The following is a 25,469-nucleotide window of genomic DNA, read 5'->3' on the forward strand; positions in this document are numbered from 1 at the left end:
TCTTAGAACTCGCCACGCAGCCAGTTGCTAACCCGTTTGACCAGGCCACCGACGCTTGCCTTGGCGGCATATTCTTTGTTGCTACCTGTGGCTTGATGGGTGCGGCCATATTGCAGCAACCCGACCGCAGTCGAGTACACCGGTGCCTGCACGTAATCACTCAAACCACGTATGTTCATGGGCTCTCCCACCCGGACCTGGCTCTGGAAGATCTGCTCTGCACACTCCACAATGCCTTCAATCTGGGCAGCGCCGCCGGTCAAGACCACACCGGCTGCCAGCTGATGCTTGACCCCCTGCGCTTTCAACTCGCTTTGTACCCGCACCAGCTCATCATTCACCATGGAGAGCAACTCGGTGTAACGGGGCTCAATCACTTCAGCCAGTGTCTGCCGTTGCAGGCTGCGCGCCGGGCGACCGCCGACACTGGGTACTTCAATATTGTCTTCCTTGCTGACCAGACGACCGAGGGCGCAACCATAGCGCACCTTGATCGCTTCCGCGTCGAGCGGCGGCGTGCCGAAGGCGTAGGCGATGTCGCTGGTCACAGTGCTGCCAGCGTACGGGATCACCTTGGTGTGGCGCAGGGCACCGCCGGTAAACAGCGACATATCCATGGTGCCGCCACCGATGTCCACCACGCAGACACCCAGCTCTTTCTCGTCTTCGGTCAACACCGCATAGCTGGAGGCCAGCGCGGAGAAGATCAGTTGATCGACTCGCAGACCCACTTTCTCGACACACTTCTCGATGTTGCGAGCCATGTCGTTGTGGCAGGTGATCAGGTGAACCTTGGCAGCCATCCGTACACCGGAGAGGCCGACCGGATTCTTGATCCCTTCCTGATAATCGATGGCAAACTCCTGAGGCAGCACATGCAGCACGCGCAGCTCGTCGGAGAGGCGAACCGACTTGGCGGTGTGGATCACGTTGTCCACATCCTCCTGGGTCACCTCTTCATCGGAGATGGGCACCATGCCGGTCTCGTTGCGGCAATCAATATGCTTGCCGGACAACCCCAGATAGACCGAGCTGATCTGGCAATCTGCCATCATCTCGGCCTCTTCCACCGCGCGGCGCAGTGACTTGACCACGGAGTCGAGGTCATTGACCCCGCCCTTCTCCATTCCGCGAGAAGCGTGACTGCCCATACCGATGACGTTCAGTTCACCGTCCGGCAATACTTCCCCGACCAGAACCGCCACCTTGGTTGTGCCGATATCCAGTCCGACAATCAAATTCCTATCTGCGGTGTTGGTCATGCACTTTCTCTTCGCTCTTCTTCCAGCCAACTGCCATTCCGGTGTCGTATCGAAGATCCACGTAGGCGACTTGCGCACGGGGTTCGATAACCGGGAAGGCATCGATAAACCGCTGCAGCCGGAGCGCAATGTCATTGCGTCCCAGGAACAGCTTGATATTGCCATCCAGGGTCAGTTCCCAGGCATGGCGGGGGGTCAGATTCACCCCCAGCAACTTGTATCCCTTGGCAGCCAGTTGCGACTCGTACTGCCGACTCTCTTTCAACACCCGGGCGGCCTGGTCATCCGGCCCTGACAGCTGCAACAGCGGCGTCTTGACCCGATCCGGGGCACTGAATACCTTGCCCTTGGTGTTGACGAAGCGGTTGCCATTCCAGCGCGCCGCCACATCTTGTTCCGTGAGGTAGATCTTGATCTTGTTCGGCCACTTCTTTCGTACCGAGACCGAGGCCACCCATGGCAAGGCATTGAGCCTTGCCTGCAATTCGTTGACATCCAATTCGAAGAAGTTGCGCAGCTCGGCGCCATCCAGCACGGCCATCCGCAGCTCTTCGGTTTGCAAATACTGGTGTTGCCCCTGCAGCAACAGCTCGCTCATGGGCAACCGGTTGGCATCTGTCAGCCAACCTTTAACATCCAGCGCCGTCCGGTAGCAGCCCCATATCACCAGCAGGAAAAATGCTACCCCTGCGATGAAGCCACCCTTGGTGCGCCCCTGTGCCCTTGCCTCCACCCGATCGATCCCCGTGTAACGCGCTAAACCGGCCTTTGACAGACCGGTTCGCCATTATATAGGCCCCGGCTTGGCGGTCAAAATACTCATTGGGCCCTCAGGCGCCAGATTTCATGCTATCTATGCTCAATTTCATCTCTCCGAGACGACGGGCCAGCGCCCCGACGTTCCCGGCGCCTTGAGTCAACACCAGATCCCCCTCGCCGATCAGGTCGGCCAGCACGGCTGGCACGTCATCTGGCGTAGCGACGAAGATGGGTTCCAGGTTGCCGCGCGAGCGAATGGAGCGGCATAGTGCCCGTCCATCAGCGCCCGGGATCGGCTCCTCACCGGCAGCATAAACCTCCAGCATCACCAGCACGTCTACCTTGGAGAGCACATCGGCGAAGTCCTCGTAGAGGTCGCGGGTGCGGGTATAACGGTGCGGCTGGAACACCATCACCAGACGCTTCTCGGGCCAACCGGCACGGGCAGCATTGATCGTGACCTTCACTTCGCTCGGGTGGTGACCGTAATCGTCCACCAGCATCGCCTTGCCGCGACCGGTTTCAAACTCGCCATACTGCTGGAAGCGACGGCCAACACCTTCAAACTTGGCCAGTGCAGAGATGATGGCCTCATCGCTGACACCGTCCTCTGTCGCGACAGCTATCGCCGCTGCGGCGTTCAATGCGTTGTGAATACCCGGCAAATTGAGGGTCACCTGCAGCTCACCGGCCTCTTTGCGGCGAACACGGAAGCAGCTGTGGTTGGTGGTCTGGACAAAATCCAGCACCTGCACATCCGCATCGTCAGAGAGACCGTAGGTCAGGGTCGGACGGGCAATCTCGGGCAACATGCCACGGATCACCGGATCATCGATGCAGACCACCGCCAGTCCGTAGAAGGGCAGGTTGTGCAGAAACTCGATGAAGGTGGCCTTCAGCTTGGAGAAGTCACCGCCGTAGGTATCCATGTGATCCGCTTCGATATTGGTCACGATGGAAACCATGGGCTGCAGATGCAGGAAAGAGGCGTCGCTCTCATCCGCCTCGGCAATCAGGTAGCGGCTGCTGCCCAGGCGGGCATTGGTGCCGGCACTGTTGAGCAGACCACCGATGACGAAGGTCGGATCGCGGTCGGCTTCGGCATAGATGCTCGCCACCAAACTGGTGGTGGTGGTCTTGCCGTGGGTACCGGCGATGGCGATACCGTGGCGGAAACGCATCAGCTCGGCCAGCATCTCGGCACGGCGCACCACCGGGATCCGCAGTTCACGGGCAGCCAGCAGCTCCGGGTTGTCCTGCTTGATGGCAGTAGAGACCACCACCACGCTGGCACCCTCAACGTGTTCGGCACTGTGGCCGACGAAGATGTGCGCGCCCAGTCCGGCCAATCGCTCGGTCACGGCGTTGCGAGCCAGATCAGAACCCGTTACCTGATACCCTTCGTTGGCAAGCACTTCGGCGATCCCGCCCATACCGGCACCACCGATGCCGATAAAGTGGATGCGACGCACGCGGCGCATTTCGGGGATCACAGTACGCAGTTTTGCCAGTTCAACCTTGGTCATAATTGTCTCTTTAGTCTGCCGCAGACCGTGTGCCGTCAAAGCGCGGCTGCACGGCGGCATCAATACATACAGGTACAAAGCTGCACGGTGTCACCGCTGCAACCTTGCTCATCAATCTTTACCACGCTGCCCGGTTGCGAGCTGTTTGCACTCATCCGCAACCCGCTCGGCCGCATCGGTGATGGCGACGCGGCGAGCCGCTTTCGCCATGTTAAACAGGGTCTCCCGGCGACCAGCCAGCCAGGTCAGGCGCGCCGCCAGTGAGGCTGTGTTCAGCTCGGACTGGGGCAGAAACTCAGCCGCACCGCCGTCGACCAGTGTCAGGGCGTTACGGGTCTGGTGATCATCCACCGCATGGGGCAGCGGCACGAAAATGGCTGCCACACCGGCGGCAGCCACTTCGGAAACAGTCAGCGCACCGGCACGGCAGACCACCAGGTCAGCCCAGGCGTAGGCGCTGGCCATATCCTTGATAAATTCGCTCACCTCGGCATTGATGCCGTGCTGGGCATAGGCAGCAGAGACGGCCTCTGCATTGCCCTTGCCACACTGATGACGCACTTCAATGGGCACGCCGGACGCTGCCACCGCAGCAGGTACCTGCTCGTTGAGCACCCGCGCACCCAGACTGCCACCCACGATCAGCAGATGCAGTGGCTCGGCTCCGCTGCGCAGTTGCGGATCCGGCAGGGCGACCACTTCGGGACGCACCGGATTGCCCACCACGGCGGTGCGACGGCTCGGCGCGAAGGCGCCCGGAAATGCCATCAACACCCGCCTGGCGATACGGGCCAGCAACTTGTTGGTCATGCCGGCAGCAGCATTCTGCTCATGGAGCAGCAACGGGATGCCGGAGAACCAGGCCGCCACGCCACCCGGGCCGGAAGCAAAACCGCCCATGCCGAGCACCACATCAGGGCGAACGGTCTTGAGCACCTGACGCGCCTGCAGGATCGATTTGACGATGCGATAGGGTGCCACCAGCAGTCGCTTGATGCCGTTGCCACGCACCCCCTGAATATCGATGAAGGAGATGGGATAACCGTGGGCGGGCACCAGCTCCGCCTCCATCCGGTCGGCAGTGCCGAGCCAGTGGACAGTCCAGCCCTGGGCCTTCAGGCGATCGGCCACGGCCAGACCGGGGAACACATGCCCACCGGTACCACCTGCCATCACCAACAGAGTCTTGCTCACTAAACCTCCCGCACGCGCGCCTGGGCTGTCGCCTGACGCAACTCAAAATCGATTCGAATCAACATGCTCACCGCCACCGACATGATGATGAGACTGGAACCACCGTAACTCACCAGCGGCAGGGTCAAGCCCTTGGTCGGCATCATGCCGCTGGCCGCGCCGACGTTGACGAAGGTCTGGAAGCTGAACCAGATGCCGATGCCGATGGCCAGATAACCGTCATAGAGCCGCTCTGCCACCAGCGCGCGATGCCCCAGCTTGAGCGCCTTGACCGCCAGCGCAAAAATCAGGAACAGGGCGCCCAGCACCCCGACGTAACCCAGCTCTTCACCGAGGATCGCAAACACGAAGTCGGTGTGCGCTTCCGGCAGGTACTCCATCTTCTGGATAGAGTTGCCAAGCCCTTCGCCAAACCAGCTGCCACGACCAAACGCCATCAGCGACTGGGTCAACTGGTAGCCGCTGCCGAACGGATCGGCCCAAGGATCCATAAAGGAGGTCACCCGCCGCATCCGGTAGGGCTCGACGATAATCAGCATCACCACAGAGCCGAGGCCCGCGCCGATCAGGGTCAAAAACTGCCCCAGTCGGGCTCCGGCCAGAAACAGCATGCCGAACGAGGTAACGAACATCACCACGGTGGAACCCAGGTCCGGCTGCAACAGCAGCAAGACCGCCAGCACCCCGAACACCGCCAGCGGTTTCAAAAAGCCGATCCAGGCTTCGCGTACTTCGCTCTGGCGCCGTACCAGATAGCCGGCCAGATAGACAAACAGCGCCAGCTTGCCAAACTCGGCAGGCTGCAGGTTGAAGGGGCCGAGCGGCAACCAGCGCACCGCACCGTTGACGTTCCGCCCCACCAGCAAAACCAGCACCAGCATCAAGATCGCCAGCAGCAACATGGGGCCGTTGTGCTGTTGCCAGCGCGCCATCGGTACCTGCAACACAAACCAGGAGATACCGAGCGCCATCACCAGAAACAGGGCGTGACGCTTCACAAACATGAAGGGGTCATCCCCCAGCGCAATCCCCTCGGGGATCGACGCCGAGGCCACGATGACCACCCCGACCGCCATCAGGGAGAGCGCCAGCAGTACCAGCTGCCGATCGTAGAGACCGGCAGGACGCGCCGGTAACAACCAGCGCTGGAACAGACCTGCTGCTGCACGAAGGGCGTTCATAGTGCCAGCACCATCTCGGTGAAGCGATCGCCGCGCACCTCGAACGACTTGAACTGATCGAGGCTGGCACAGGCCGGCGCCAACAGCACCCAGTCACCGGGCTTGGCATCGGCCGCTGCTTTGGCAACTGCAGCGGCCAGGTCGGCCACCCGTTCGGTCTGCTCGCCCAGTGCCAGCAGCACCTCGGCATCCTGACCAAAGCAGTACATGTGATCGATCTGGTTGCCCAGCAGCGCCTGGATCGGGCCAAAATCCTGCCCCTTGCCCTGACCACCGGCCAGCAACAGCAGGCGCCCCTTGACCGACTCGCGCACACCGGCAACGGCAGCCAGCGTGGCTCCCACGTTGGTGGCCTTGGAGTCGTTGATCCAGCGCACCCCGTTCACCTCCCGCACGAAGCGGGCACGGTGTGGCAAGCCCTCAAAACGACGCAGCACGGTAAGCTGAGCCGCACGAGGAATGCCGACCGCATCACACAGCGCCATGGCGGCCAGCGCGTTGGCCTGATTGTGGGCACCGACGATCTTCATCTCGTCTACCGCCAGCAGTGGTTCACCGTGCAACGTCAACCAGTAGCGGCCATCCAGCAGGCAACGGCCATAGCCATTGCAGTCGAGACCAAAGCTCTGCGACACCTGACCCACATCGGGCAGGGTCTGGGCATCGTCGCGATTGACCAGAATGTGTTTGGAGTGCTGATGGATCTCCATCTTGGCGGCGCGATAATCGGCCATGCCCTGATAGCGATCCATGTGATCTTCTGAGAGATTCAGCACCACGGAGGCGGCAGCACGCAAACTGTGAGTAGTTTCCAGCTGGAAGCTGGAGAGCTCCAGCACGCAGAGATCCATCGGCTGCTTGAGCAGCTCCAGCGCAGGCGTGCCGATATTGCCGCCCACACCGACATTGAGACCGGCTTCGGCAATCATCTCGCCCACCAAGGTGGTAACGGTGCTCTTGCCGTTCGAGCCGGTGATGGCGATGACCGGGGTCTGGGTCTCGCGCACAAACAGCTCGATATCACCGACGATCTGCACACCACACTCGGCAGCCGCTTTCAGTTCGGGGGTCGCCAGCGCGATACCCGGGCTCGCGACAATCATGTGCGCCTGCTTGAGCAGTGCCTCGTCGAGCCCGTGAATGAGCTCAACCTCAGGCGGCAGTTGATCCTTGCCGGGCGGGTTGGCGCGGGTATCCATCACCAGTGGCGTGACGCCACGGCCGAGGAAGTAATTGACACAGGAGAGTCCGGTTTTGCCCAATCCGATGATGATGACCATGACCTTACCTCACCTTCAGGGTGGCAAGACCCAGCAGCACCAGCACGAGGGTGATAATCCAGAAGCGCACGATGACGCGCGGCTCCGGCCAGCCCTTCTTCTCGTAGTGGTGATGGATCGGCGCCATGCGGAAGATCCGCACGCCGCGCAGTTTGTATGAACCCACCTGCAGGATCACCGAGACGGTCTCCATCACGAAGACGCCGCCCATGATCACCAGCAGGAACTCCTGACGGACCAGCACGGCGATGGTGCCGAGCGCGCCGCCCAGTGCCAGGGAACCAACGTCGCCCATGAAGACCTGCGCCGGATAGGTGTTGAACCAGAGGAAACCCAGACCTGCGCCGACGATGGCAGTACAGACGATCACCAGCTCGGAGGTATAGGGCACGTAGGGAATGTGCAGGTAGTTGGCAAAGTTGACGTTACCGGTAGCCCAGGCGATCAGGGCAAAGCCCCCCGCCACCATCACGGTCGGCATGATGGCCAGGCCGTCGAGACCGTCGGTCAGGTTGACCGCATTGGAGGTACCGACGATGACAAAGTAGGTCAGCACGATAAACATCAAGCCAAGCTGCGGCATCACATCCTTGAGGAAAGGCACCACCAGCTGGGTCTGTCCCTCATGGGTTGCAGTCGCATAGAGGAACACCGCCACCGCCAGCGCTACCGCGGATTGCCAGAAATACTTCCAGCGCGCGATCAGGCCGTCGGTATTCTTGCGCACCACCTTGAGGTAGTCGTCGGCAAAGCCGATGGCGCCGTAGGCACCCAGCACAAACAGCACCAGCCAGACATAGGGATTGTCGAGGCGGCACCAGAGCAGCACAGACGTGAAAATCGCAGCAATGATCATCAGGCCACCCATGGTCGGGGTACCCCGCTTGCTGAGGTGGGACTCGGGACCGTCGTTGCGGATCACCTGACCAAACTTCAGGATCTGCAGACGGCGAATGAGGCGTGGCCCCATCCAGAGGGCAACCCCCAGTCCGGTGATGATCGACAGGATGGCGCGAAACGTCAGGTAGGAGAAGACGTTGAAGAAGGTGAAGTGCGGGGTGAGCAGTTCGGCCAGCCAGACTAGCATGTGGCTGACTCCTTATGGCCTTTGACCATCTCGACGATATCTTCCATGCGGGAGCCACGGGCGCCCTTGACCAGAATCGAAATTTCCTGATGTGTATTTATCATTTGCGCAAGCACTTCAAACAACGACGCCTTGTTATCGAAATGTCGGCCAGCCGCGGCATCTGCGGTGTGGCGACTCTCTTCCCCCACTGTCAGCACGGCATCCAGACCGCGCTCGCGGGCATGACGGCCAACCCGGGCGTGTTGCTCGGCAGACTCCTCACCCAGTTCCCGCATATCACCAAACACCAGCACCTTGAAGCCGCCCATGGCGGTCAGGGCATCGATGCCCGCCAGCACGGATTCCACGCTTGCATTGTAGGTATCATCCACCAGAGTCAGACCGCCCCAGCGCTGGACGCAGAAGCGCCCCTTGACCGGCGCCATCTGTTCCAGCCCCGCCTTGACGGAGCCGAGGGATGCGCCGAGGGCCAGACAGCCCGCGGCGGCAGCCAGTGCGTTGGCCACGTTGTGGCGACCCGGGATCGCCAGCGTCAGGCTCAGCTCACCCTGCGGGGTCACCATCACGAACTCGGCGCAGCCTTGTTCGTTGAGTACAAGGTTGCGCGCATGGAACGGCTGGCTCTGATCTTCGATGGAGAAGGCGCACTGAATGCCGCATTCCCGCCACTTAGGCCAGAATTCGTTGTCGGCATTGACGATGGCGATGCCACCCTCGCTCAGCCCCTCAAAGATTTCGCTCTTGGCGTGGAACACCCCTTCCAGCGAGCCGAAGCCCTCCAGATGGGCCGCCGCCACGTTGTTGATGATGGCGGCATCGGGTTTGGCCAGCGAGGTAGTCCAGGCGATTTCGCCCGGATGGTTGGCACCCAGCTCCATTACTGCAAACCGGTGTTGCGGCTCGAGGCGCAGCAGGGTGAGCGGCACGCCCACCTCGTTGTTGAAGTTGCCAGCGGTGGCCAGCACTTCCCCTTCGTTGCGCAGGATGGCGGTTGCCATCTCCTTCACTGTGGTCTTGCCGCAGCTGCCGGTAATGGCCAGCACTTTCGGGTTGATGCGCTCACGCACCAGTTTGCCGAGACGGCCCAGCCCCTTCAGACTGTCGGTCACCACCAGCTGGGGGATGGCCAGCGGCAGCTCACGCTCGACCAGCAGGGCAGAGGCCCCTGCCTGAACAGCCTGCTCGCAAAAATCGTGGGCATCGAAGCGCTCGCCGCGCAGGGCAACGAACAGAGCGCCAGCACCAAGAGTGCGGGTATCGGTACTGACGACGCTGATCTCGCCATCGTTACCAATCAGACGGGCATCGAGTGCCTGCGCCAGCTCGGCAAGCCTGAGGGTCATCATTTGAATGACTCCAATAATGTGTGCAAGGCGGCCGCGACGGTTTCCCGGTCGCTGTAGTGCCGCTTGTCGGTTCCAATGATCTGATAATCCTCGTGACCCTTACCGGCCACCAGGATGATGTCCTGTTTGCTCGCCTGACCGATGGCCAGCGAAATCGCCTTGACCCGGTCGTGCTCCACCTGCACCGCAGCAGGATCGCGAAGACCCGCCACCATGTCGGCCATGATCCGGGCCGGCTCCTCGGTACGGGGATTGTCGTCGGTCAGGATCACGCGATCCGCATACTGTTCAGCCATGGCGGCCATCATGGGGCGCTTGCCGCGATCCCGATCACCACCACAACCGACCAGACACCAGAGCTGGCCTTTGCAATGCACCCGCAGGGCCTGCAATGCCTTCTCCAGCGCGTCCGGTGTGTGGGCGTAATCGACCACCGCCAGCGGCGTATCCCCACCGCCAAAACACTCCATACGACCGGTTACCGGCTGCAATTTCGGGGCCGTTGCCAGTAGCTCATGGAAGTCATAGCCGAGCACCAGCATCACACCCATCGCGGCCAGCACATTGCTGACGTTGAAGCGCCCGAGCAAGGGGGCGGATAATACACCATTCCCCCAGCTGGAGTTAATCTGCGCGCGAAAACCTTGCTGGTGAAAATCGAGCTGCTGCGCCGTTAATTGACGGCCAAAATGGTGTTCAATCGGGCCATTAACGCTGAACGCCACCGCTGCCGGGTAATTTTCGAGCCACTTGGCACCTAATTCGTCATCCCGGTTAATCACCGCATTCGACTCATCGACCAGTTGCAGCAACTGCTCTTTGGCCGCGCCATAGGCTTCCATGGTGCCGTGATAATCGAGGTGATCCCGGCTCAGGTTGGTGAAAACGGCAGCGGCAAACGGCAGTGCGGCAACACGATGCTGCACCAGACCATGGCTGGAGACCTCCATCGCCACCAGATCCGCCCCCTGCGCTTGCAGCGCAGCCAGATTGGCTTGCACCTGCACGGCGCTGCCGGTGGTGTTTTCCGCTTCGATCAAATTGCCGAACAGGCCGTTGCCGATGGTGCCCATCACACCCGCCTTGCCACCCAGCAGGGTGCGCCAGTTGGCGACCAGCAAAGCGGTAGTGCTCTTGCCGTTGGTGCCGGTGATCCCGACCAGCGCCAGTTTTTTCGCTGGCTGGTCGTAGAAGGTACCTGCGAGTGCTGAGAGGTGAGCGGGCAGATCCCGCATCCCGATACAGGGAACCGGAGTCGATGGTGGGATAAATTCACCATCCTCCTCAAACACAACAGCGGTCGCTCCCTGAGCCACCGCCTGTTCGATAAACCGTCTGCCATCCACCTGATGACCGCGAATGGCCACGAAGAGCGAGCCGGGGCCAACCCGCCGACTATCCAGCTGGATATCGGTCAGGGTGAGCGCCGGCGCCTGAATACCGAAGGGGCGCAGTAATACATCAAGTGCGCGGGACAAGAGAAGCCTCCGTACGGGCAAGTTTGGTGGGCACCGCTGGCGGCACCGCATCGGGACGAATATTGAAGAGCTGCAGCACCCCGCCCATGGCCTCTGCAAACGGTGGGGTAGCCACGGCGCCGCCATAATAGGCGCTGCCTTTTGGCTCGTTGATCACCACCACCATGACGAAACGGGGATCACTGGCGGGTGCGAAACCGGCAAACCAGGCCATGTAATCCTTGCCATAGCCACCGGCGACGGCGACCTTGGCGGTACCACTCTTGCCGCCAACCCGATAGCCCGGGATCTTGGCTTTTGGAATGGCGTTGTCGACCACATACTCCAGCGCCTGCAACATGGCAGCGGCGTTGTTGTGATCGATAACCTGCTCACCCTTGGGCGGCGTAGTCACCTTGACGATGGAGAGCGGCACCCGCTTGCCCTTGTTGGCCAGGGTGGCATAGGCGGAAGCCAGTTGCAGCGGGGTAACGCGCAGACCATAACCAAACGAAAGGGTCGCACGCTCGATATCGGACCAGCGGCGACGCTGGGGCAGCATGCCGCTGCTCTCGCCCATCAGGCCGCTACCGGTATCCATGCCGAAGCCGAACATACTGAGGGTGTTGATCATCTCCTGCGCCGGCATCCGCAGTGCGATGCGCGACATACCGATGTTGGAGGAGTAGCGCAGGATGTCGTAGAGGTTGGTCGCCTTGTGGATACTGACGTCCTTGATCTGCTTGGCGCCGATAAAGAGCGGCCCACCCTGAATGAAATCTTTCCAGCTGGTGACACCGGCTTGCAAGGCACTGAGCAAAATCAATGGCTTGACGGTAGAGCCCGGCTCGTAGGTATCGGTAACCACCCGGTTGCGCACCCGGAAGCTCTGATACTGGCCGCGGTTGTTCGGGTTGTAGGAGGGGGTGTTGACCATGGCGAGCACTTCACCGGTCTTGATATCCAGCATCACCATGGAGCCGGATGTCGCCTTGTTCTCGTCGGTGGCCCGCTTGAGGGCACGGTAGGCCAGCGCCTGTACCCGTTGATCGATACTGAGCTGCAAATCGTTGGCGTTCTTGCCCTCTTTGACGATGCCAAGGCGTTCGATGACCCGCCCCTGACGATCCTTGCGCACCCGCATCTCGCCCGGAGTTGCGGTCAGCCACTCGTCATAGCTGCGCTCGATACCTTCGATACCGTGGCCATCGATGTTGGTCACCCCAACCAGATGGGCACTGATCTCGCCAGTCGGATAGAAACGGCGAGACTCGGGACGCAGATAGACACCGCCCAGCTTGAGCCCCTTGATATATTCCGAAACGGCAGGGGTTACCTGACGCTGCAGATAGACAAAACGCTTGCTGGGATTGGCGATCCGTTGTTTGAGGGTATTGATGTCGAGCTTGAGCACGGCGGAAAGCGCCAGCCAGGCGCGCTCGTTATTGATGGCACCGGATTCATGTACTGTCTTGGGATCGGCCCAGACAGCTTCGACCGGTACAGAAACCGCCAGCTGCTCGCCGTTGCGATCTGTGATCATGCCGCGCACCGCCTGGGTAGAGGTGGTACGCAGGGAGCGCATGTCTCCTTCCTGACGCAGGCGATCCGGATTGATCACCTGGATCCAGGCCAGACGCAGGATCAGACCCACAAACGCGATGCCGATAAACACCGCAAGCGTGCGAAAGCGCCACGGATAGATCGATGGCGCTTTGACATTCGCTTTGGCAGCTTTGGCTGTAGCCTTGCGTTTCATGGTTGGGTAATTACCTTCTCGGTGGTCACCAGCGGACGACCCATCTGCAACTTGTCCATCGCCAGACTCGCCACCCGGGAGTGTTCAGCCAGGGTGCCCTGTTCCAGCAACAGGTGGCGCCATTCGATATTGAGGCGATCCTCTTCCGCCATCAGATCGTTCTGCTTGGCTGTCAGACCACGGGTCATGTTGGTCACCAGGATCACGGCAAACGCGGTCACCAGCACGGCGACCGACAGAAAAATCTGCAGCTTGTGCCGCCAGAGATCCGCAACGATCTCCTTGCCCAGATGAACACGCACTTCGCTCATCGCTTACTCCGCAAGCCGTTCGGCAACCCGCAGCACCGAGCTGCGTGACCGGCTGTTTTCAGATACTTCATGATCAGAAGGCTTGAGTGCCTTGCCGACCGACTTCAATTTGCGACCGCCAGCCAGCTGGGCCTCGGTCAACGGAATGCCGTAAGGCACTTCCGGCCCCTTCTCGTGCTTGCGGATGAAATGCTTCACCAAGCGGTCTTCCAGCGAATGGAAGCTGATCACTGACAGACGGCCATGAGGTGCCAGCACGTCCAGTGCACCGTTGAGCGCGGTTTCGATCTCGTCCAGCTCACTGTTGATATAGATGCGAATGGCCTGGAAACTGCGGGTTGCCGCATGCTTGCCCTTCTCCTTGCTCGGATTGACTCGGGCAATCATCTCCGCCAGTTGACGGGTACGCACATAAGGCTCGGTCACCCGGTCATGCACGATGGCACGGGCGATCTTCTTGGCAAAACGCTCCTCACCGAAGGTCTTCAACACCCAAGCGATGTCATCCACATCGGCCTTTGCCAGCCACTCGGCAGCGCTCTGGCCAGAGGTGGGGTCCATCCTCATATCGAGCGGACCATCTTTCATAAAGCTGAAGCCGCGCTCGGCATCATCCAGCTGGGGTGAAGAGACCCCCAGATCCAGCAGGAAGCCGTCCACCTTGCCCAGCAAACCGCGCTCATCCAGATAGGAGGCGATGCCGGAGAAGGGGCCGTGCACGATTTCGAAACGGGGATCCTGGATCTTGGCCGCTTCGGCGATCGCCTGGGGATCGCGGTCGATGGCGATCAGGCGGCCATTGGGGCCAAGGTGCTGCAGGATCAGACGAGAATGACCACCACGGCCAAAAGTACCGTCGACGTAGACACCGTCCGGCTTGATGGCCAGACCTTCAACGGCTTCGTGCAGCAGCACTGTGATGTGTTCAGCGGCTTGGGTCATTTATAAAGAGAAATCCTGTAGTCGTGGTGAGCTTGCCCAATCGTCCCCGGGCAGACCCAAGATGTCGTCATTGACCTGTTGTTGCCAGCGGGCTTCATCCCACAACTCAAACTTGTTGAGCTGGCCCACCAGCATGATTTTCTTGTCCAGCCCCGCATGGTTGCGCAGTGGCTGACTGAGCAGCAGACGGCCATTGCCATCCAGCTCGCATTCGGTTGCATGTCCCAGCAGCAGTCGCTGCAAACGGCGCTCTTGCGGATTCATGCTGGAGAGAGTCTTGAGCTTGCGCTCGACCTCTTCCCATTCATTCAGGGGATAAAGCAGCAGACAGGGATGGGCAATATCGATGGTGCAGACCAGCTGGCCGTCGCTTTCGTCGCGCAGCCAATCACGGAATTTGGTCGGAATTGCCAGCCGCCCTTTACTGTCCAGGCTGATGGCATGAGCGCCACGCAACAAATTGCAGTCCCTGAAGGTGAGTGAGCAGGCAGATTGCCCCTCTAAAAACCACTTTGATCCACTTTTCCCCACCTTGAAGTTTAAGGACGTGCAGGGGGCTTTTCAAGCAAGGAGATGGGACAGAGGGAACATATTGACGCAGCAATTGCATGCTGCGGATTGAGTAGGTTGATTTTCCAAGAGTTATTGCTGAAAAAACAGAAAGTGATTAATAAGCAGCAAGTCGGTGAGCAGTCACTATCTGGGCGATATGATGAAACGGAACAATACCACTGCACAAAGCAAAATACTGACACATATCACTGGATAGATGATGTAACCATCTTTCGAACGGCGAGCACGCAGAGACACTAGCTGGCAGAGCAACAGATTGTAAATAATCAGTAGAGATGTCAGCAGAATATTGGTGGCGAATGTGAGCTCGTGAGCATACCCGATGTACAGTCCCATCAGTATGAAATTGGCGAGTATCAGATACAGCAAAAACTTCTGAATCGCTTTACCTGAATTTCGGCTCTTTTTTACTCGTGTTATCATGCTTGCTAAGTCCTGGATTACACATGATCAAGCGACCTTAAATTCAAAAAACTGTTGAGATATATCATGTTTTTATTATTGCGCGATCCTTGTTCAACCATTACCCCATGACCAGGCTCATTTTTTTACTAATGTGCGGGATGTTAATGATATCAACATCTTGCCATGCATATCACAATTATCACTGGCAAGCAGGTTTCCTAATCCCGATCCAGGGAAAAGGGGTCGACTTGGTCAGCCAGCAGCAACAATTCCTGTTGAAGCAGCGCCCTTATCTCCAACAACGTCTTGCGGAGACACAACCCGTTATTCGCTGGGTCGCGGAACAGGTTCACGAACGCAAACTACCGCCCTTGCTTGCCTTTGTTCCTTTACTGGAGAGCAGTTACCGATTGGATGTGGTCTCTTCTGCTGGCGCCGCAGGCCCTTGGCAACTGATGCCAGATACCGCCACCCGATTTGCCATTCCCATCACCAGCGAATTTGATGGCCGCTATTCACTGCCATTGGCGACAGAGGCTGCCCTTTCCTATCTGGCATGGCTGTATCGCTTCTTTGGCAATGACTGGCTGCTTGCTTTGGCCGCCTACAACGCAGGAGAAGGGCGGGTACTCAATGCGGTTTTAAAAGCGGGGACACGTAATATATGGGAACTGGAGCTTCCGACTGAAACACGCTTTTATGTCGCGCGCTTTGTTGCGCTGGCAAGACTACTTGATATGGCTGACAGCTATCAGTTTCAACTTCCGCCATGGCACAGCGGCAATGATTTGCAAATATTCCGTCATCCGAACGGCTGCTCACTGCCCGCGTGGGCTCAGGCGAAGGGCGTGTCAATGAATGAAGCCAGCCGCTGGAATCCGGCCTGGCAACTCCCTATCGCACAAGGGATAACCAACTGTCCGATCGTCTATAGCAAGGGCAAGGCCCCCACCGCCAACCGGAAGAAAGGGGAGACCGTCATTGTCAAAGCGGTCTCACTGGACAGTCTGCATGACCCCCTGTTGCTGAAAGCTGCCAGGGGGCTTGATATGAGTCGAGGCGAGATCAGGCTGGAACGCTTGCCTGATCCTCTTGGGATTCAGCAGAAGCGGCCGCTGATTGCGGCACCATGAAACAGTGGCGCCAATGGCTCAGTACCGGAGCCAAATCAACCTCTTCCGGATATGACCAGCGAGCACCATAAAAGCAGAGCTGCCGGCCAATGGCGCGACGATGAGTGATGTTGCAATCCAGCGCAATTCGCGGCAACAGGGCGAGCTTCACCGTTTCGGGTAATTCAAATCGAGCCGGAGCAAGGAAACCGACCCCGCCCGGACCAATGTCTTTGATCACTGCGCGGCCAATGCTCTTGTCAAACAGCAATCCGGAAATCAGCAATCTGGCCGCAATACCACAACTCTGTGACTCGAAAGGCGTTGTTCCATCGTGCAGATACCAGCGCGGTACTTTTCTACGTGGATCATTGTGCGAGGTATGCAGCGGAAACTCGATCTCAGGGTCGTCCATGGGAAATCATCTCCTTGGCATGGGTGGTTGCCGCTTGCGTTTGGGAGCTGAAAAGTTGCTCCAGATTAGTTTCTGCCTGGGTTGTCATGACCAGCAATTCAATGCGCCGATTACGGCTGCTTTGTGGATTCCGGGTATCTTCCAGCATGGTATCGGCCATCGCGACAACCTGCCCGACCCGTTCAGGTGGCATGCCTCCCGCCAGCAACACCCGTCTTGCCATCATGGCGCGGTCTGACGATAGCTCCCAGTTGCTGTAATTGTCACCGGCAAACGGTGTGCTGTCGGTATGGCCAGAAATCATGACCCGATTCTCAATACGCTGGAATATGGGTGCCAGCGCCATCAACATATGGCGAAAGAAAGGGCTGATACGGGCACTGCCGCGGCTATACATTTCCCGATCCGCGTCATCACGGATCAGGATCCGCAATCCTTGGGGAACAATTTGAATCTCGAGGTTATTCTTCGCCTGCATCTGCTCAGCAAGATGGTCGATAAAGCTGGCCAGCTGCTTCATCTGGGCTTCACCTTCAAGCTTGCCTATCAACAGCTTTTCATACCCGCCGCCCGGGCCGTCAGAAAAAATGCTCTGATTACGGTCCATATGCTTGGGCATCAGCTGGCCCTGCTGATCGAACTTGGGATTCAACTCATCCATCACTGAAGGATTGCCGCCGAGATCGACAGGATAGGGGCTGTTGCGAATATCAAACGGGTTGGCTTCACTGTCCATGATGCTGTAGTCCCGCAGGCGGCTGGCAACGACTTCCCGCTCCTCCTGATTGGACACTGCCAGGATCCAGAGCACCATAAAGAACGCCATCATGGCCAACGTGAAGTCGGCAAATGCCACCTTCCAGGCGCCTCCCCCTTTGGGACCGCTGTTACGACGCTGCTGGCGCTTGACGATAATCTGTTCGTGATTGCGCATTACATCGCCCTGTTGGTCACCCAATCTTCCAACTCAAGGAAGCTTGGTTTGACTTCAGGCTCCAGGATCTTGCGACCCGAATCGACGGCAAGCAGCGGTGTCTTGCCACGCAACTGGGCAATCAGGATCGACTTGATGCACATCAACAGGCCGATACGGCGCTTGACCATCTCTTCCATGGCATTGCTGATTGGCTCCAGCAAGCAGTAGCAGAGGAAAATACCGATAAAGGTGCCCACCAGAGCGGCCGCCACATGGACACCGATATTGCTCAGGGGGCCGTCCAGTTGCTGCATGGTGATGATGATCCCCATCACCGCAGCAAGAATGCCGAAGCCCGGGCAGGCCTCGCCGGTTTTGTGCAAGGCATGAGCAGGCTTGAGCATGTCCTCTTCAATGGCCATGATCTCCTGCTCCAGCACGGTATCCAGTTCATGGGGTGTGATCTTGCCCATTCCGAGCAGACGCAGGTTATCGATAATGAAACCAAGCAGTTGGGGATCTTCCGAAATCTGGGGATACATCAAGAAAACCGAGCTCTGCTGGGGATTTTCAATATGCTCATCGAGCGCCTTCATCCCCTTGTTGCGTGTCTCTTCAAGCAGTTGATGCATCAGAGTTAACAGCTCACGATAGACCTCTTTCTCTTCTTTATTCGCTTTGAAGCACATCTTTATCTGCCGCCACATTTCATGCATCACCTCTTTCGAGTTGCCCAGAAACATGGAGCCTACCGCTGCGCCGATGATGATGATGAGCTCGGCTGGCTGCCACAAGGCTGCGAGGTTCCCCCCGGCCATCATGAAGCCACCCAGCACGCACACTAATATGACGCCGATGCCAATCTGTTTTTGCATGAATGTTCCCGCACGATACAAGAAGGGTCACCAGTAAAGGTGAAGCACTACTATATGGAGTCGACCAATCGCTGCTTTAGCTGAAGTACACATTGCTTGTGCAACTGACAAACCCGGGATTCGGTTAATCCCAGCACCAGCGCGATCTCTTTCATATTGAGCTCTTGCTGGTAATAGAGGGAAAGCAATAACTGCTCGCGTTTATCCAGAGTGGCCAACACCTTGCTGATGGTCATCGCCATATCGACATCATCAGACTCTGTGGTCGGAGCTTTGCCGCCATTCTCCAGCCACTCTTCCAGACTCTGCAGCGCTTCAGCCTGGCTGGCGTAGGACAACTGACGCACCTCATCCACCGAACAGTCGAGCGCAGCAGCAAGTTCTTGCTCTGAGGGGGGGCGCCCCAAACGATTGTGCAGTTCACGCTGCGCCTGATTATGGCCGTGTACCTGCTGTCGCAGTTGGCGGGGTCGCCAGTCCAGACGGCGCAACTCATCGAGCATGGCGCCACGAATCCGTTTGAAGGCATAACTTTCAAACTGGGCATCGGGCTCGCTGCCATAACGGCGCCACGCCTCCAGCAATCCCATCATTCCCACCTGCTCCATGTCCTCCTGATCAAAACAGGCACTGACCTGGCTGCGCAGATGGCTGGCGGCTCGCTTCACCAAGGGTAGATAGCGAGCAAGAATTGCGGGTTCTCCCGTGCGAGGAAGTTGCGGAGTATCGGCAAACTCTTGTTGAGCATCCCAAACGGAATCTGTCATATCGTGGCTACTGTACCAGTACCTTGGTGATCAGCACTTCATCAAGATAGGGCTTGTAGCCATATCCCTGTACCGTAGTGACCAGCTTGTCGCGCAGAGAGACCTGCAACTTGGAAATATTCTGCAGCTCGACTTTTACGTCGTCATGGGAGCGGTGGCTGAAATACTGCACCATGGCATTGCGGATCAGTGGCGTCAGTTCATCCAGCTTGGCAACCTGCGCCGGGTTGTAGGTCACCAGTGCCAGCTCCAGCACCAGATAATGAGACTGTTCACCCCCTTCCAGACTGATGACAAAGCGCTCCATCGGCTTGAACAGCGGAGTGCTGCTCAGTTCGGGCTTTGGCTCTGCCAATCCGAGCCAGACTTCGACCACATCGCGCTTAAGCCATGCGCCATAGGCCAGTATGGCCAACAGACACAGAGCCATGACGAATATCATCAACCACTTCATGACACGCCGCATAATGTAAAACCACTCTCGCTATTACGGGTTAAAAATCAGACCAGAGTATTGAGCCAGTCGTGCACCGTATCCCATTGGGAGTCCGGATCATCCTGCCACTGGCGACGGCCAGCCAGGATCTTCTCCTGTTGCCACCGCTCATGCTGTCCCTGTTCACCGCCTTGCCCCACATTGACCTCGACCCCACCGGCATGATGGGGAGCCAGGTTCATCCGCAAGCGCTCCATCGACTGGATCATCGCATCGCGCACCGCCGGATTGGTCACGTTCAACTGGACATTAAGCCGGTCACCATCGAGCTTGACGGTCAACTCCAGTCGCCCAAGATCTGGCGGGTCCAGCCGGATATGAGCCTGTTTCACCTGTTGATTGACCTGCAGTTCAACCTTGTCCTGAAGCAGGCTAACCAGCTGCTGTCCCCACTGGCTCTGGTTGTCTGACAACCGGACAGGAGCCCATTGATAGTCGACCGGACGCAGCGGTGCAGCGGCGAGTTGTCCGACAGCCAGCTGGCGAGCATCTGGCAGCCTGCTTTCTACGACAGCGGTATCAGATACACTTCCAGCATCAAAACCGGCAGCCATAACAGGCAAGGTGAAGCGGCCGGGCAATACACCGGTTTGCCCATTTGATTTGGCAAGCAACGTAGAAAGCGCTTGTTCCGCAGCGGCAGAGACCGTTTCACGACGCGGCATCACCTCTTGCTCGGGCAGCGCGGTCACACTCCCCATCAAGGCACGAAGAGAGGGCGGCAATTTGTTATCCACCATCACCTGCTGGCCGCCGGTGCTACCTTCAGCTCGGGAAAAAGTACGGCTTACACGAACACCATCAAGATCGGCATCACTCACTCTGACAAAGAGAGGAGGCATATTGGTAAACGCTTGCAGCTGTTCAGCCGGGTCGCCTTCCATCCTTGGCTGTTCGCTCTCTTTTTCCTCTACCGCAACATCGCTGGCAGCCAGCTCGGGCAAGGGCAATGCAAGCAGAGGGTCAACCGCCTCATCCAGCGGTTGATACAGCTCACCTTCACTGCCGGCTTGGCCGGACAAACGGTTCAAGGCCGTGACATCCGGCGAATACGCAGCGTCAAAACCGCTAAATTGAATCAATCCCATTGCTCTGTCTCACCGTAGGCGGTCAAACCTTCACGAATCGAAGAAAGCTGCTGCCACTCCTGTTTACGAACCTGGGTCTCCTGCTCGCAGAGTTGCAATGCCTGTCGATACAAAATTCGGGCTTTATCTCTTGCTGGTTGCAACGCAGTCCAGAGTTGGGGATTCCGGCTAACTTGAGAGACAAATTGTGCGAAACGTCCATCGGTTAGCCTGACTGCATCCCACTGGCCAGCTTGCGCTTGTTGCAGCAAGAGCGTACCCAACCCCAATAACTGACGCTGGCGAGTCTGCAGTTCGGTCTCACGCAACACGGGAGCAATACCTGACATGACAAGCCCCAAAAAGAAGATGAACCAGCCCACAAGCAAGGAGTGGGCCAGACCGAGAACCAAGAAATTTCAATATGTTGGGCGTGAGGAAGAACAGAGAGGAAGGAAGTACTACTTCCGTATTAACGAGGATGACGCGCCATTGCTTCCCAACCCTCTTTCAGCTCTTGCAGGATTTTGCGCACTTCGGCGAACCCCTCAACATTGTTGGAAACGCTGATTTCGAACAATTTTTGACCGCAGTAGTCATAAAGACGATGCAGATTGACCGCCAGTTCGCCCCCCTTATTCATATCAAGCGCACTGTCCAGCCCACCCAAGATCTGCAGACACTTGTTGATGGCCAACCCTTTGCGCTCAAACTGTTTCGCCAAGATATGCCCTTCTGCTCTGGCTATCTCATCAAGCAAGCCATCCATCAACATCAGCACCAGCTGATATGGATCGGCACTCGCGGCCTTGGCTTCTGTGGCGGCAAATCGATAGGCATCATAGCCATCTTCAGATTCAAACATGGGTCACTCGCTATTGCAGGTTCAAACCAGTTCATCCAGGGGAAAAGCTTACAGTGCTCCCATGGTCTGCATCATCTGGTTCATGGTGGTGAATTGATTGAGGTAACGCTTGTAAACAGATTCCATCCGTTTATTCAGCGACTCCATTTTATCATCAAGTCGCTTTTGATTGGCTTCCAATGTGCTCTTGCGAGTGGCCATCACCCCGTTGCTCTTGGAGAAAGGGTCGAGCACCTTGCTCATCCGCTTGAGCAAACCGTCATCCCCCATCAGCGCCTTGCCCAGCAGTTCAGGGTCCTTCTCGAGCGACTTTTTGAAATCAGAGTCACTAAACACCAGCTTGCCCGACTTCTCGGTTTTGATACCAAGCTGAGTCAGGGTCATGCCAGCAGGCAGATTGCGAACCGCGTTGGCCAGCGCACCTTTCAAACCTCGCACCGTGGCATCAGAAGCCAGTGCGCCTTTTGCCTTGATATCGGTGGATGTCTCTTTGTTCAGCAGATCCAGCAGTTCGTTATAGCTATCAACAAATTTTTTCAATGAGCCGGTGACGGCTTCATTGTCATAAGCCACCGTCACCTGCATCGGGCCATCGGTTGGCTTTTGCACCTTGGTGAGATCCAGCGTCAGCCCTTCAACTACGTTCTCAATTTTGTTGGTAGGCGACTTGATCTCCAGCGCACCGTCGCCAACCCCCATCTTGATGATGGAGTCCTGACCCGGGGTGATCACCTTGCCATCGATAAAAGCCTTGCCGAACGCAGAAGCCGGGTCGCCATCATAGGTGGGGGTAAACACCTTGGCTACTCCGCTCTCTTTGCTGGTCAGCACCAGGTTAACCTTGCCATCCGTGCGGATCAGGCTTGCCTTGACCCCTGGGTTATCCGCCGAATCATTTATCGCAGAAACCAGACTCTGGGCTGTCGCCCCCGCAGGCAAGGTCGCCAAATCGATAGCAAACGCCTTGCCATCGACGGTAAACGATACTTTGCCGGAGGTTGGCAATAGTGCCTTTTCATCCGTCAATTGCACCCCGAACTGATGGGCCTGTGCCAGTTGCTTGACCTCAAAGTTGTATTGCCCCGGGGTCGCCTTGCCATTGCTGGTGACCGTCATGATCCCCTCTTGCGAGAGGCTGGCTTTCTGGGCTTGCAACGTCGCCGGCTTGTTCAGGTCTTTCAGCAGAGTCTGAAAGCTGGAGAGCTTGGAATTGATAGATGACAGCGAACTCTGCTGCGCCTTGACATTGGCTAGCTGCCCCTTGAGCAGCTTGTCCATGTTCTTGCGCTCATTGGTCACCATATTCATCGCGGCTGAAGCGGGATCGACCTGCATATATCAACTCCTTCGGTATCAGGGCAAGACTTGCTTGTTGAAAAAGGCTGTTACGCCAGCACTTTTCAACCGGCAAGGGGAAGAAAAGAGGCCGCCACACAGGTAGCGGCCCTTATAGCGATTAACGCAGCAGACCGGTGACCATACCAGTCATCTGGTTTGCCTGACCCAGCACAGACATGCCAGCTTGCATCAGCATCTGGTTCTTGGTCATGTTGGTGCTTTCGGTGGCGAAATCGGCATCCATGATACGACCCTTGGCGATATCGGTGTTCTCTTTCATGTTGGAGAGGTTGTTAACGGTGTGCTCCAGACGGTTGATATTGGCACCGAAAGCGGAACGTACACTGGTGATATCCTGCATAAAGGATTCCAGCTCACCGATAGCTTTTTGAGCGTGTTCCTGGCTCTGCAGACCATATTTCAGGGTGCCAGAGTCCAAACCGGAGCCAGCGGTCATGGCAGCAGCAGAGACCGTATTCAACGCTTTCTGCTTGTCTTCAACCGCGATCTGGGCAGTAACTACTTCCGCATTTTTAGCGTCGGCTAATCCTTTTGCATCTTCCCAAATTTTCTTGTTACCGGCATTGGTCGTATCGGCATCATAGACTCGTTTGGCATCATCTTCCTTTTTCTTCAGAGGTGCATATTCATCCTGCTTGGTCTTCAGCGTAGCCTGAGTAGTTGTCAGGTCATTTTCCGGACTAGTCACTGCAGCAAAAGCCGCAGTATCTGTTGCGCTCATGGCGGCACCACCGACCACCTTCTTCAGGGTTTCACCAATATCCACGGTAAGTGTTTCTTGATCAGTGCCGCCAATCTGGAAAGTCACCTTACCCTTGGCAAATTTGCCATTGGTGCTATCCAGCAGGTTTTCACCACCGAAGGTGGTGTTGCCAGCGATATTTTTCAGCTCTTTGGTCAGCTCGCCAAATTCGGCGTTCATGGCGGCGATATCTTTATCGCTGCTGGTACCGTTGGCGGCCTGGGTAGCCAGATCCTTCATGCGCTGAACGATATTGGTCATCTCGTCCATGGCACCTTCGGCAGTCTGCATCATGGAGATAGCATCCTGGGCGTTGCGCATACCGGTCTTCTGGCTGTTGGACTGGGATTGCAGACGGGTGGCGATTTGCAGACCAGCAGCATCGTCAGCAGCAGAGTTGATGCGCATACCGGTACCCAGACGCTGCATGGCAGTGCTGGCCAGCTTATTGGTTGAAGCCAGCTGATTCTGGGTGACCATGGCGGCAAAGTTGGTGTGGATTGACAGACTCATTTTCGTTTCCTCGAAATAGATGCTGCCACAGGCAGCGTTTGGGTTGACCCCAATGAAGAACGACCACAGCGTCGTGAAAATTAAATCTTTTTTTGCTGAACGGCAGTTTCTCTTGGCCCCCCGTTCAGTACTCAACAATGTTCTCGCAAGCAGATCGCGTCGTCACAGGCACAAGAGGGCATCACAGAGATAAAAAAACCGCACAAGTCAGCTTGTGCGGTTTTTTAACGATGAGACAGGTCAGCGCTATCAAGTGAGTAACGCAACCACCCCTTGCCGAGTGACGTTGGCCTGCGCCAGCAGACCGGACATGGTGCCCATATAGCCGCCTTGTGAGAGGCGGGCGGCCAGAGAGGATTGCAACTGTGCCAGCTCCTCCTGTTTCAGGTTCTGACTGCGAGCCTTGACCTTGTCCAGTTGCAGCACCATCTTCTGGCGAAACTGTTTCAACTCCCGAACCGATTGCTCAATCTCGCCAAGTACTTTTTGCAGCCGCTGCCGCTCCTGACGGACCTCCCCTTTGGCAATCCCTTCGGCCATGCGAGTCAGCGCTCCGGCCCTGGGCTTGAACTGCACCGGGATCGGGTTGCCTGCCGGGATACGAATCCCCTCGCCCCGGATCAGTACCGGCTCATCCAGTTTGCGACGATGAGGTTCCGCGACAGAGAGCTCCAGCTTGCCCAACTCATTCAGCCGAGCCCGGATATGCTCTTTACGCAGCGCCCGATCGAGTATGGTTGCGACCTCCCCCTCTCGTGCTCCGGCCGGGATGGTCACCTCCACCGCACTACTGCTTTGAGGGAAAGAGAACACCAGTCGCTCAGTGCTATTTTTGGCGCTTAATAAATCCAGATGCTCGGCACTGAACCGGGTGCGCAGTTCCTGAGGTGACGCAAGAAGTCTGGGCTTGAGCTCGTCAGTCAAAGGGCCTCTTGGTTGGGTGACTTTCTCTTCCAGCATTTTTAAGCGGTTGGCAACGTCACTGCTGGCCAGCTCACGCTGACCCAACTGGCGTTCCAGCCGCTTCAATTCGCCCCAAACCTGATTGAGTGCCTGTTCCCCACCCTGAGCATGGGCAATGCGCTGTTGCGCTGCGCCGATCAGGGCCCATCTATCCATCCGGATAATATTGGGGTGGCGCTCGTTCTGCTTTCGATTTTCCGGAGTGTGAGCCTGTGCAGTTGCGCGGCCCTGCAACTTGGGCTTTGCCTGCGCCTCGGCAACGCCCCCAAGACGGGTTTGCTGGATCTGCATCAT

25 protein-coding genes are annotated in these 25,469 nt (G+C 57.7%); 1 reads left to right on the forward strand and 24 read right to left on the reverse strand.

Going from position 1 to position 25,469, the window contains the following annotated elements; translation table 11 throughout:
- Window positions 1-2: 2 nt before the first annotated feature.
- From ftsA to mraZ, 13 genes are all read right to left on the reverse strand, one after another.
- A complete protein-coding gene (ftsA, locus tag L972_RS12780; protein ID WP_005336148.1) occupies window positions 3-1,262 on the reverse strand; it encodes a cell division protein FtsA in 1,260 nt (419 codons plus the stop codon).
- The gene (locus L972_RS12785) at window positions 1,243-1,995 is read right to left on the reverse strand and encodes a cell division protein FtsQ/DivIB (protein WP_005336149.1); all 753 of its coding nucleotides are present in this window, start codon (window positions 1,993-1,995) and stop codon (window positions 1,243-1,245) included. The genes ftsA and L972_RS12785 overlap by 20 nt, the downstream gene beginning before the upstream one ends.
- Window positions 1,996-2,092: 97 nt before the next feature.
- Window positions 2,093-3,547: a UDP-N-acetylmuramate--L-alanine ligase gene (gene murC / locus L972_RS12790; protein ID WP_005336150.1), complete on the reverse strand. Its 1,455-nt coding sequence runs from the start codon at window positions 3,545-3,547 to the stop codon at window positions 2,093-2,095.
- A 111-nt stretch (window positions 3,548-3,658) separates the two neighbouring features.
- A complete protein-coding gene (gene murG, locus L972_RS12795; RefSeq protein WP_043821958.1) occupies window positions 3,659-4,741 on the reverse strand; it encodes an undecaprenyldiphospho-muramoylpentapeptide beta-N-acetylglucosaminyltransferase in 1,083 nt (360 codons plus the stop codon).
- Window positions 4,741-5,922, reverse strand: a complete 1,182-nt coding sequence (ftsW, locus tag L972_RS12800) for a cell division protein FtsW (RefSeq protein ID WP_005336154.1) — start codon at window positions 5,920-5,922, stop codon at window positions 4,741-4,743. Before ftsW ends, murG begins: the two co-directional genes overlap by 1 nt.
- Entirely contained in the window at window positions 5,919-7,202 is a 1,284-nt protein-coding gene (gene murD, locus L972_RS12805) for a UDP-N-acetylmuramoyl-L-alanine--D-glutamate ligase (protein WP_047438659.1), read from the reverse strand. The genes ftsW and murD overlap by 4 nt, the downstream gene beginning before the upstream one ends.
- 4 nt (window positions 7,203-7,206) lie before the next feature.
- Window positions 7,207-8,289, reverse strand: a complete 1,083-nt coding sequence (gene mraY, locus L972_RS12810) for a phospho-N-acetylmuramoyl-pentapeptide-transferase (protein ID WP_005355120.1) — start codon at window positions 8,287-8,289, stop codon at window positions 7,207-7,209.
- Window positions 8,283-9,638, reverse strand: a complete 1,356-nt coding sequence (locus L972_RS12815) for a UDP-N-acetylmuramoyl-tripeptide--D-alanyl-D-alanine ligase (RefSeq protein ID WP_047438662.1) — start codon at window positions 9,636-9,638, stop codon at window positions 8,283-8,285. The genes mraY and L972_RS12815 overlap by 7 nt, the downstream gene beginning before the upstream one ends.
- A complete protein-coding gene (murE, locus tag L972_RS12820; protein ID WP_052200060.1) occupies window positions 9,635-11,167 on the reverse strand; it encodes a UDP-N-acetylmuramoyl-L-alanyl-D-glutamate--2,6-diaminopimelate ligase in 1,533 nt (510 codons plus the stop codon). Before murE ends, L972_RS12815 begins: the two co-directional genes overlap by 4 nt.
- Entirely contained in the window at window positions 11,100-12,854 is a 1,755-nt protein-coding gene (locus L972_RS12825) for a penicillin-binding transpeptidase domain-containing protein (RefSeq protein WP_047438665.1), read from the reverse strand. Before L972_RS12825 ends, murE begins: the two co-directional genes overlap by 68 nt.
- Window positions 12,851-13,165, reverse strand: a complete 315-nt coding sequence (ftsL, locus tag L972_RS12830; protein WP_047438666.1) for a cell division protein FtsL — start codon at window positions 13,163-13,165, stop codon at window positions 12,851-12,853. Before ftsL ends, L972_RS12825 begins: the two co-directional genes overlap by 4 nt.
- Before the next feature lie 3 nt (window positions 13,166-13,168).
- Window positions 13,169-14,107 carry a 16S rRNA (cytosine(1402)-N(4))-methyltransferase RsmH gene (rsmH, locus tag L972_RS12835; RefSeq protein ID WP_047438668.1) on the reverse strand — a complete coding sequence of 313 codons (939 nt, stop codon included), beginning with the start codon at window positions 14,105-14,107 and terminating at the stop codon, window positions 13,169-13,171.
- Window positions 14,108-14,566, reverse strand: coding sequence for a division/cell wall cluster transcriptional repressor MraZ (gene mraZ, locus L972_RS12840; RefSeq protein WP_013723406.1), 459 nt, complete (start codon window positions 14,564-14,566; stop codon window positions 14,108-14,110).
- A gap of 677 nt (window positions 14,567-15,243) precedes the next feature.
- Between mraZ and L972_RS12850 the strand changes: the two genes are divergently transcribed.
- On the forward strand, window positions 15,244-16,218 hold the full coding sequence (locus L972_RS12850; RefSeq protein ID WP_407060762.1) for a lytic transglycosylase domain-containing protein: 975 nt from the start codon (window positions 15,244-15,246) through the stop codon (window positions 16,216-16,218).
- On the opposite strand, the gene L972_RS20950 is transcribed toward L972_RS12850, so the two are convergent.
- The 11 genes from L972_RS20950 to L972_RS12900 all read right to left on the reverse strand — a co-directional run bounded on the left by L972_RS20950 (window position 16,151) and on the right by L972_RS12900 (window position 25,469).
- Window positions 16,151-16,612: a hypothetical protein gene (locus tag L972_RS20950; protein ID WP_081990729.1), complete on the reverse strand. Its 462-nt coding sequence runs from the start codon at window positions 16,610-16,612 to the stop codon at window positions 16,151-16,153. The genes L972_RS12850 and L972_RS20950 overlap by 68 nt on opposite strands.
- On the reverse strand, window positions 16,599-17,546 hold the full coding sequence (lafU, locus tag L972_RS12855) for a lateral flagellar motor protein LafU (RefSeq protein ID WP_047438670.1): 948 nt from the start codon (window positions 17,544-17,546) through the stop codon (window positions 16,599-16,601). The genes L972_RS20950 and lafU overlap by 14 nt, the downstream gene beginning before the upstream one ends.
- Window positions 17,546-18,403, reverse strand: a complete 858-nt coding sequence (gene lafT, locus L972_RS12860; RefSeq protein WP_019444796.1) for a lateral flagellar motor stator protein LafT — start codon at window positions 18,401-18,403, stop codon at window positions 17,546-17,548. The genes lafU and lafT overlap by 1 nt, the downstream gene beginning before the upstream one ends.
- A gap of 50 nt (window positions 18,404-18,453) precedes the next feature.
- Window positions 18,454-19,170 (reverse strand): lateral flagellar system RNA polymerase sigma factor LafS, encoded by a 717-nt coding sequence (lafS, locus tag L972_RS12865; RefSeq protein ID WP_047438672.1) that lies wholly within the window; start codon window positions 19,168-19,170, stop codon window positions 18,454-18,456.
- Window positions 19,171-19,177: 7 nt separating this feature from the next.
- Window positions 19,178-19,600, reverse strand: coding sequence for a lateral flagellar basal body-associated protein LafF (lafF, locus tag L972_RS12870; protein ID WP_269428984.1), 423 nt, complete (start codon window positions 19,598-19,600; stop codon window positions 19,178-19,180).
- Between the two features lie 71 nt (window positions 19,601-19,671).
- On the reverse strand, window positions 19,672-20,754 hold the full coding sequence (locus tag L972_RS12875) for a flagellar hook-length control protein FliK (protein ID WP_047438673.1): 1,083 nt from the start codon (window positions 20,752-20,754) through the stop codon (window positions 19,672-19,674).
- Entirely contained in the window at window positions 20,745-21,146 is a 402-nt protein-coding gene (locus tag L972_RS12880) for a LafX (protein ID WP_231560925.1), read from the reverse strand. The genes L972_RS12875 and L972_RS12880 overlap by 10 nt, the downstream gene beginning before the upstream one ends.
- Window positions 21,147-21,205: 59 nt before the next feature.
- Entirely contained in the window at window positions 21,206-21,598 is a 393-nt protein-coding gene (gene lafC, locus L972_RS12885; protein ID WP_005336195.1) for a lateral flagellar export chaperone LafC, read from the reverse strand.
- Window positions 21,599-21,646: 48 nt separating this feature from the next.
- On the reverse strand, window positions 21,647-22,933 hold the full coding sequence (gene lafB / locus L972_RS12890; RefSeq protein WP_047438675.1) for a lateral flagellar capping protein LafB: 1,287 nt from the start codon (window positions 22,931-22,933) through the stop codon (window positions 21,647-21,649).
- A 121-nt stretch (window positions 22,934-23,054) separates the two neighbouring features.
- Complete coding sequence (locus L972_RS21925) at window positions 23,055-24,212, reverse strand: flagellin N-terminal helical domain-containing protein (RefSeq protein WP_047438677.1); 1,158 nt, start codon at window positions 24,210-24,212, stop codon at window positions 23,055-23,057.
- A 249-nt stretch (window positions 24,213-24,461) separates the two neighbouring features.
- Window positions 24,462-25,469 (reverse strand): hypothetical protein, encoded by a 1,008-nt coding sequence (locus L972_RS12900; RefSeq protein ID WP_231560926.1) that lies wholly within the window; start codon window positions 25,467-25,469, stop codon window positions 24,462-24,464.

The organism is Aeromonas sp. ZOR0001, assembly GCF_000801015.1.
Taxonomy (GTDB): domain Bacteria; phylum Pseudomonadota; class Gammaproteobacteria; order Enterobacterales; family Aeromonadaceae; genus Aeromonas; species Aeromonas veronii.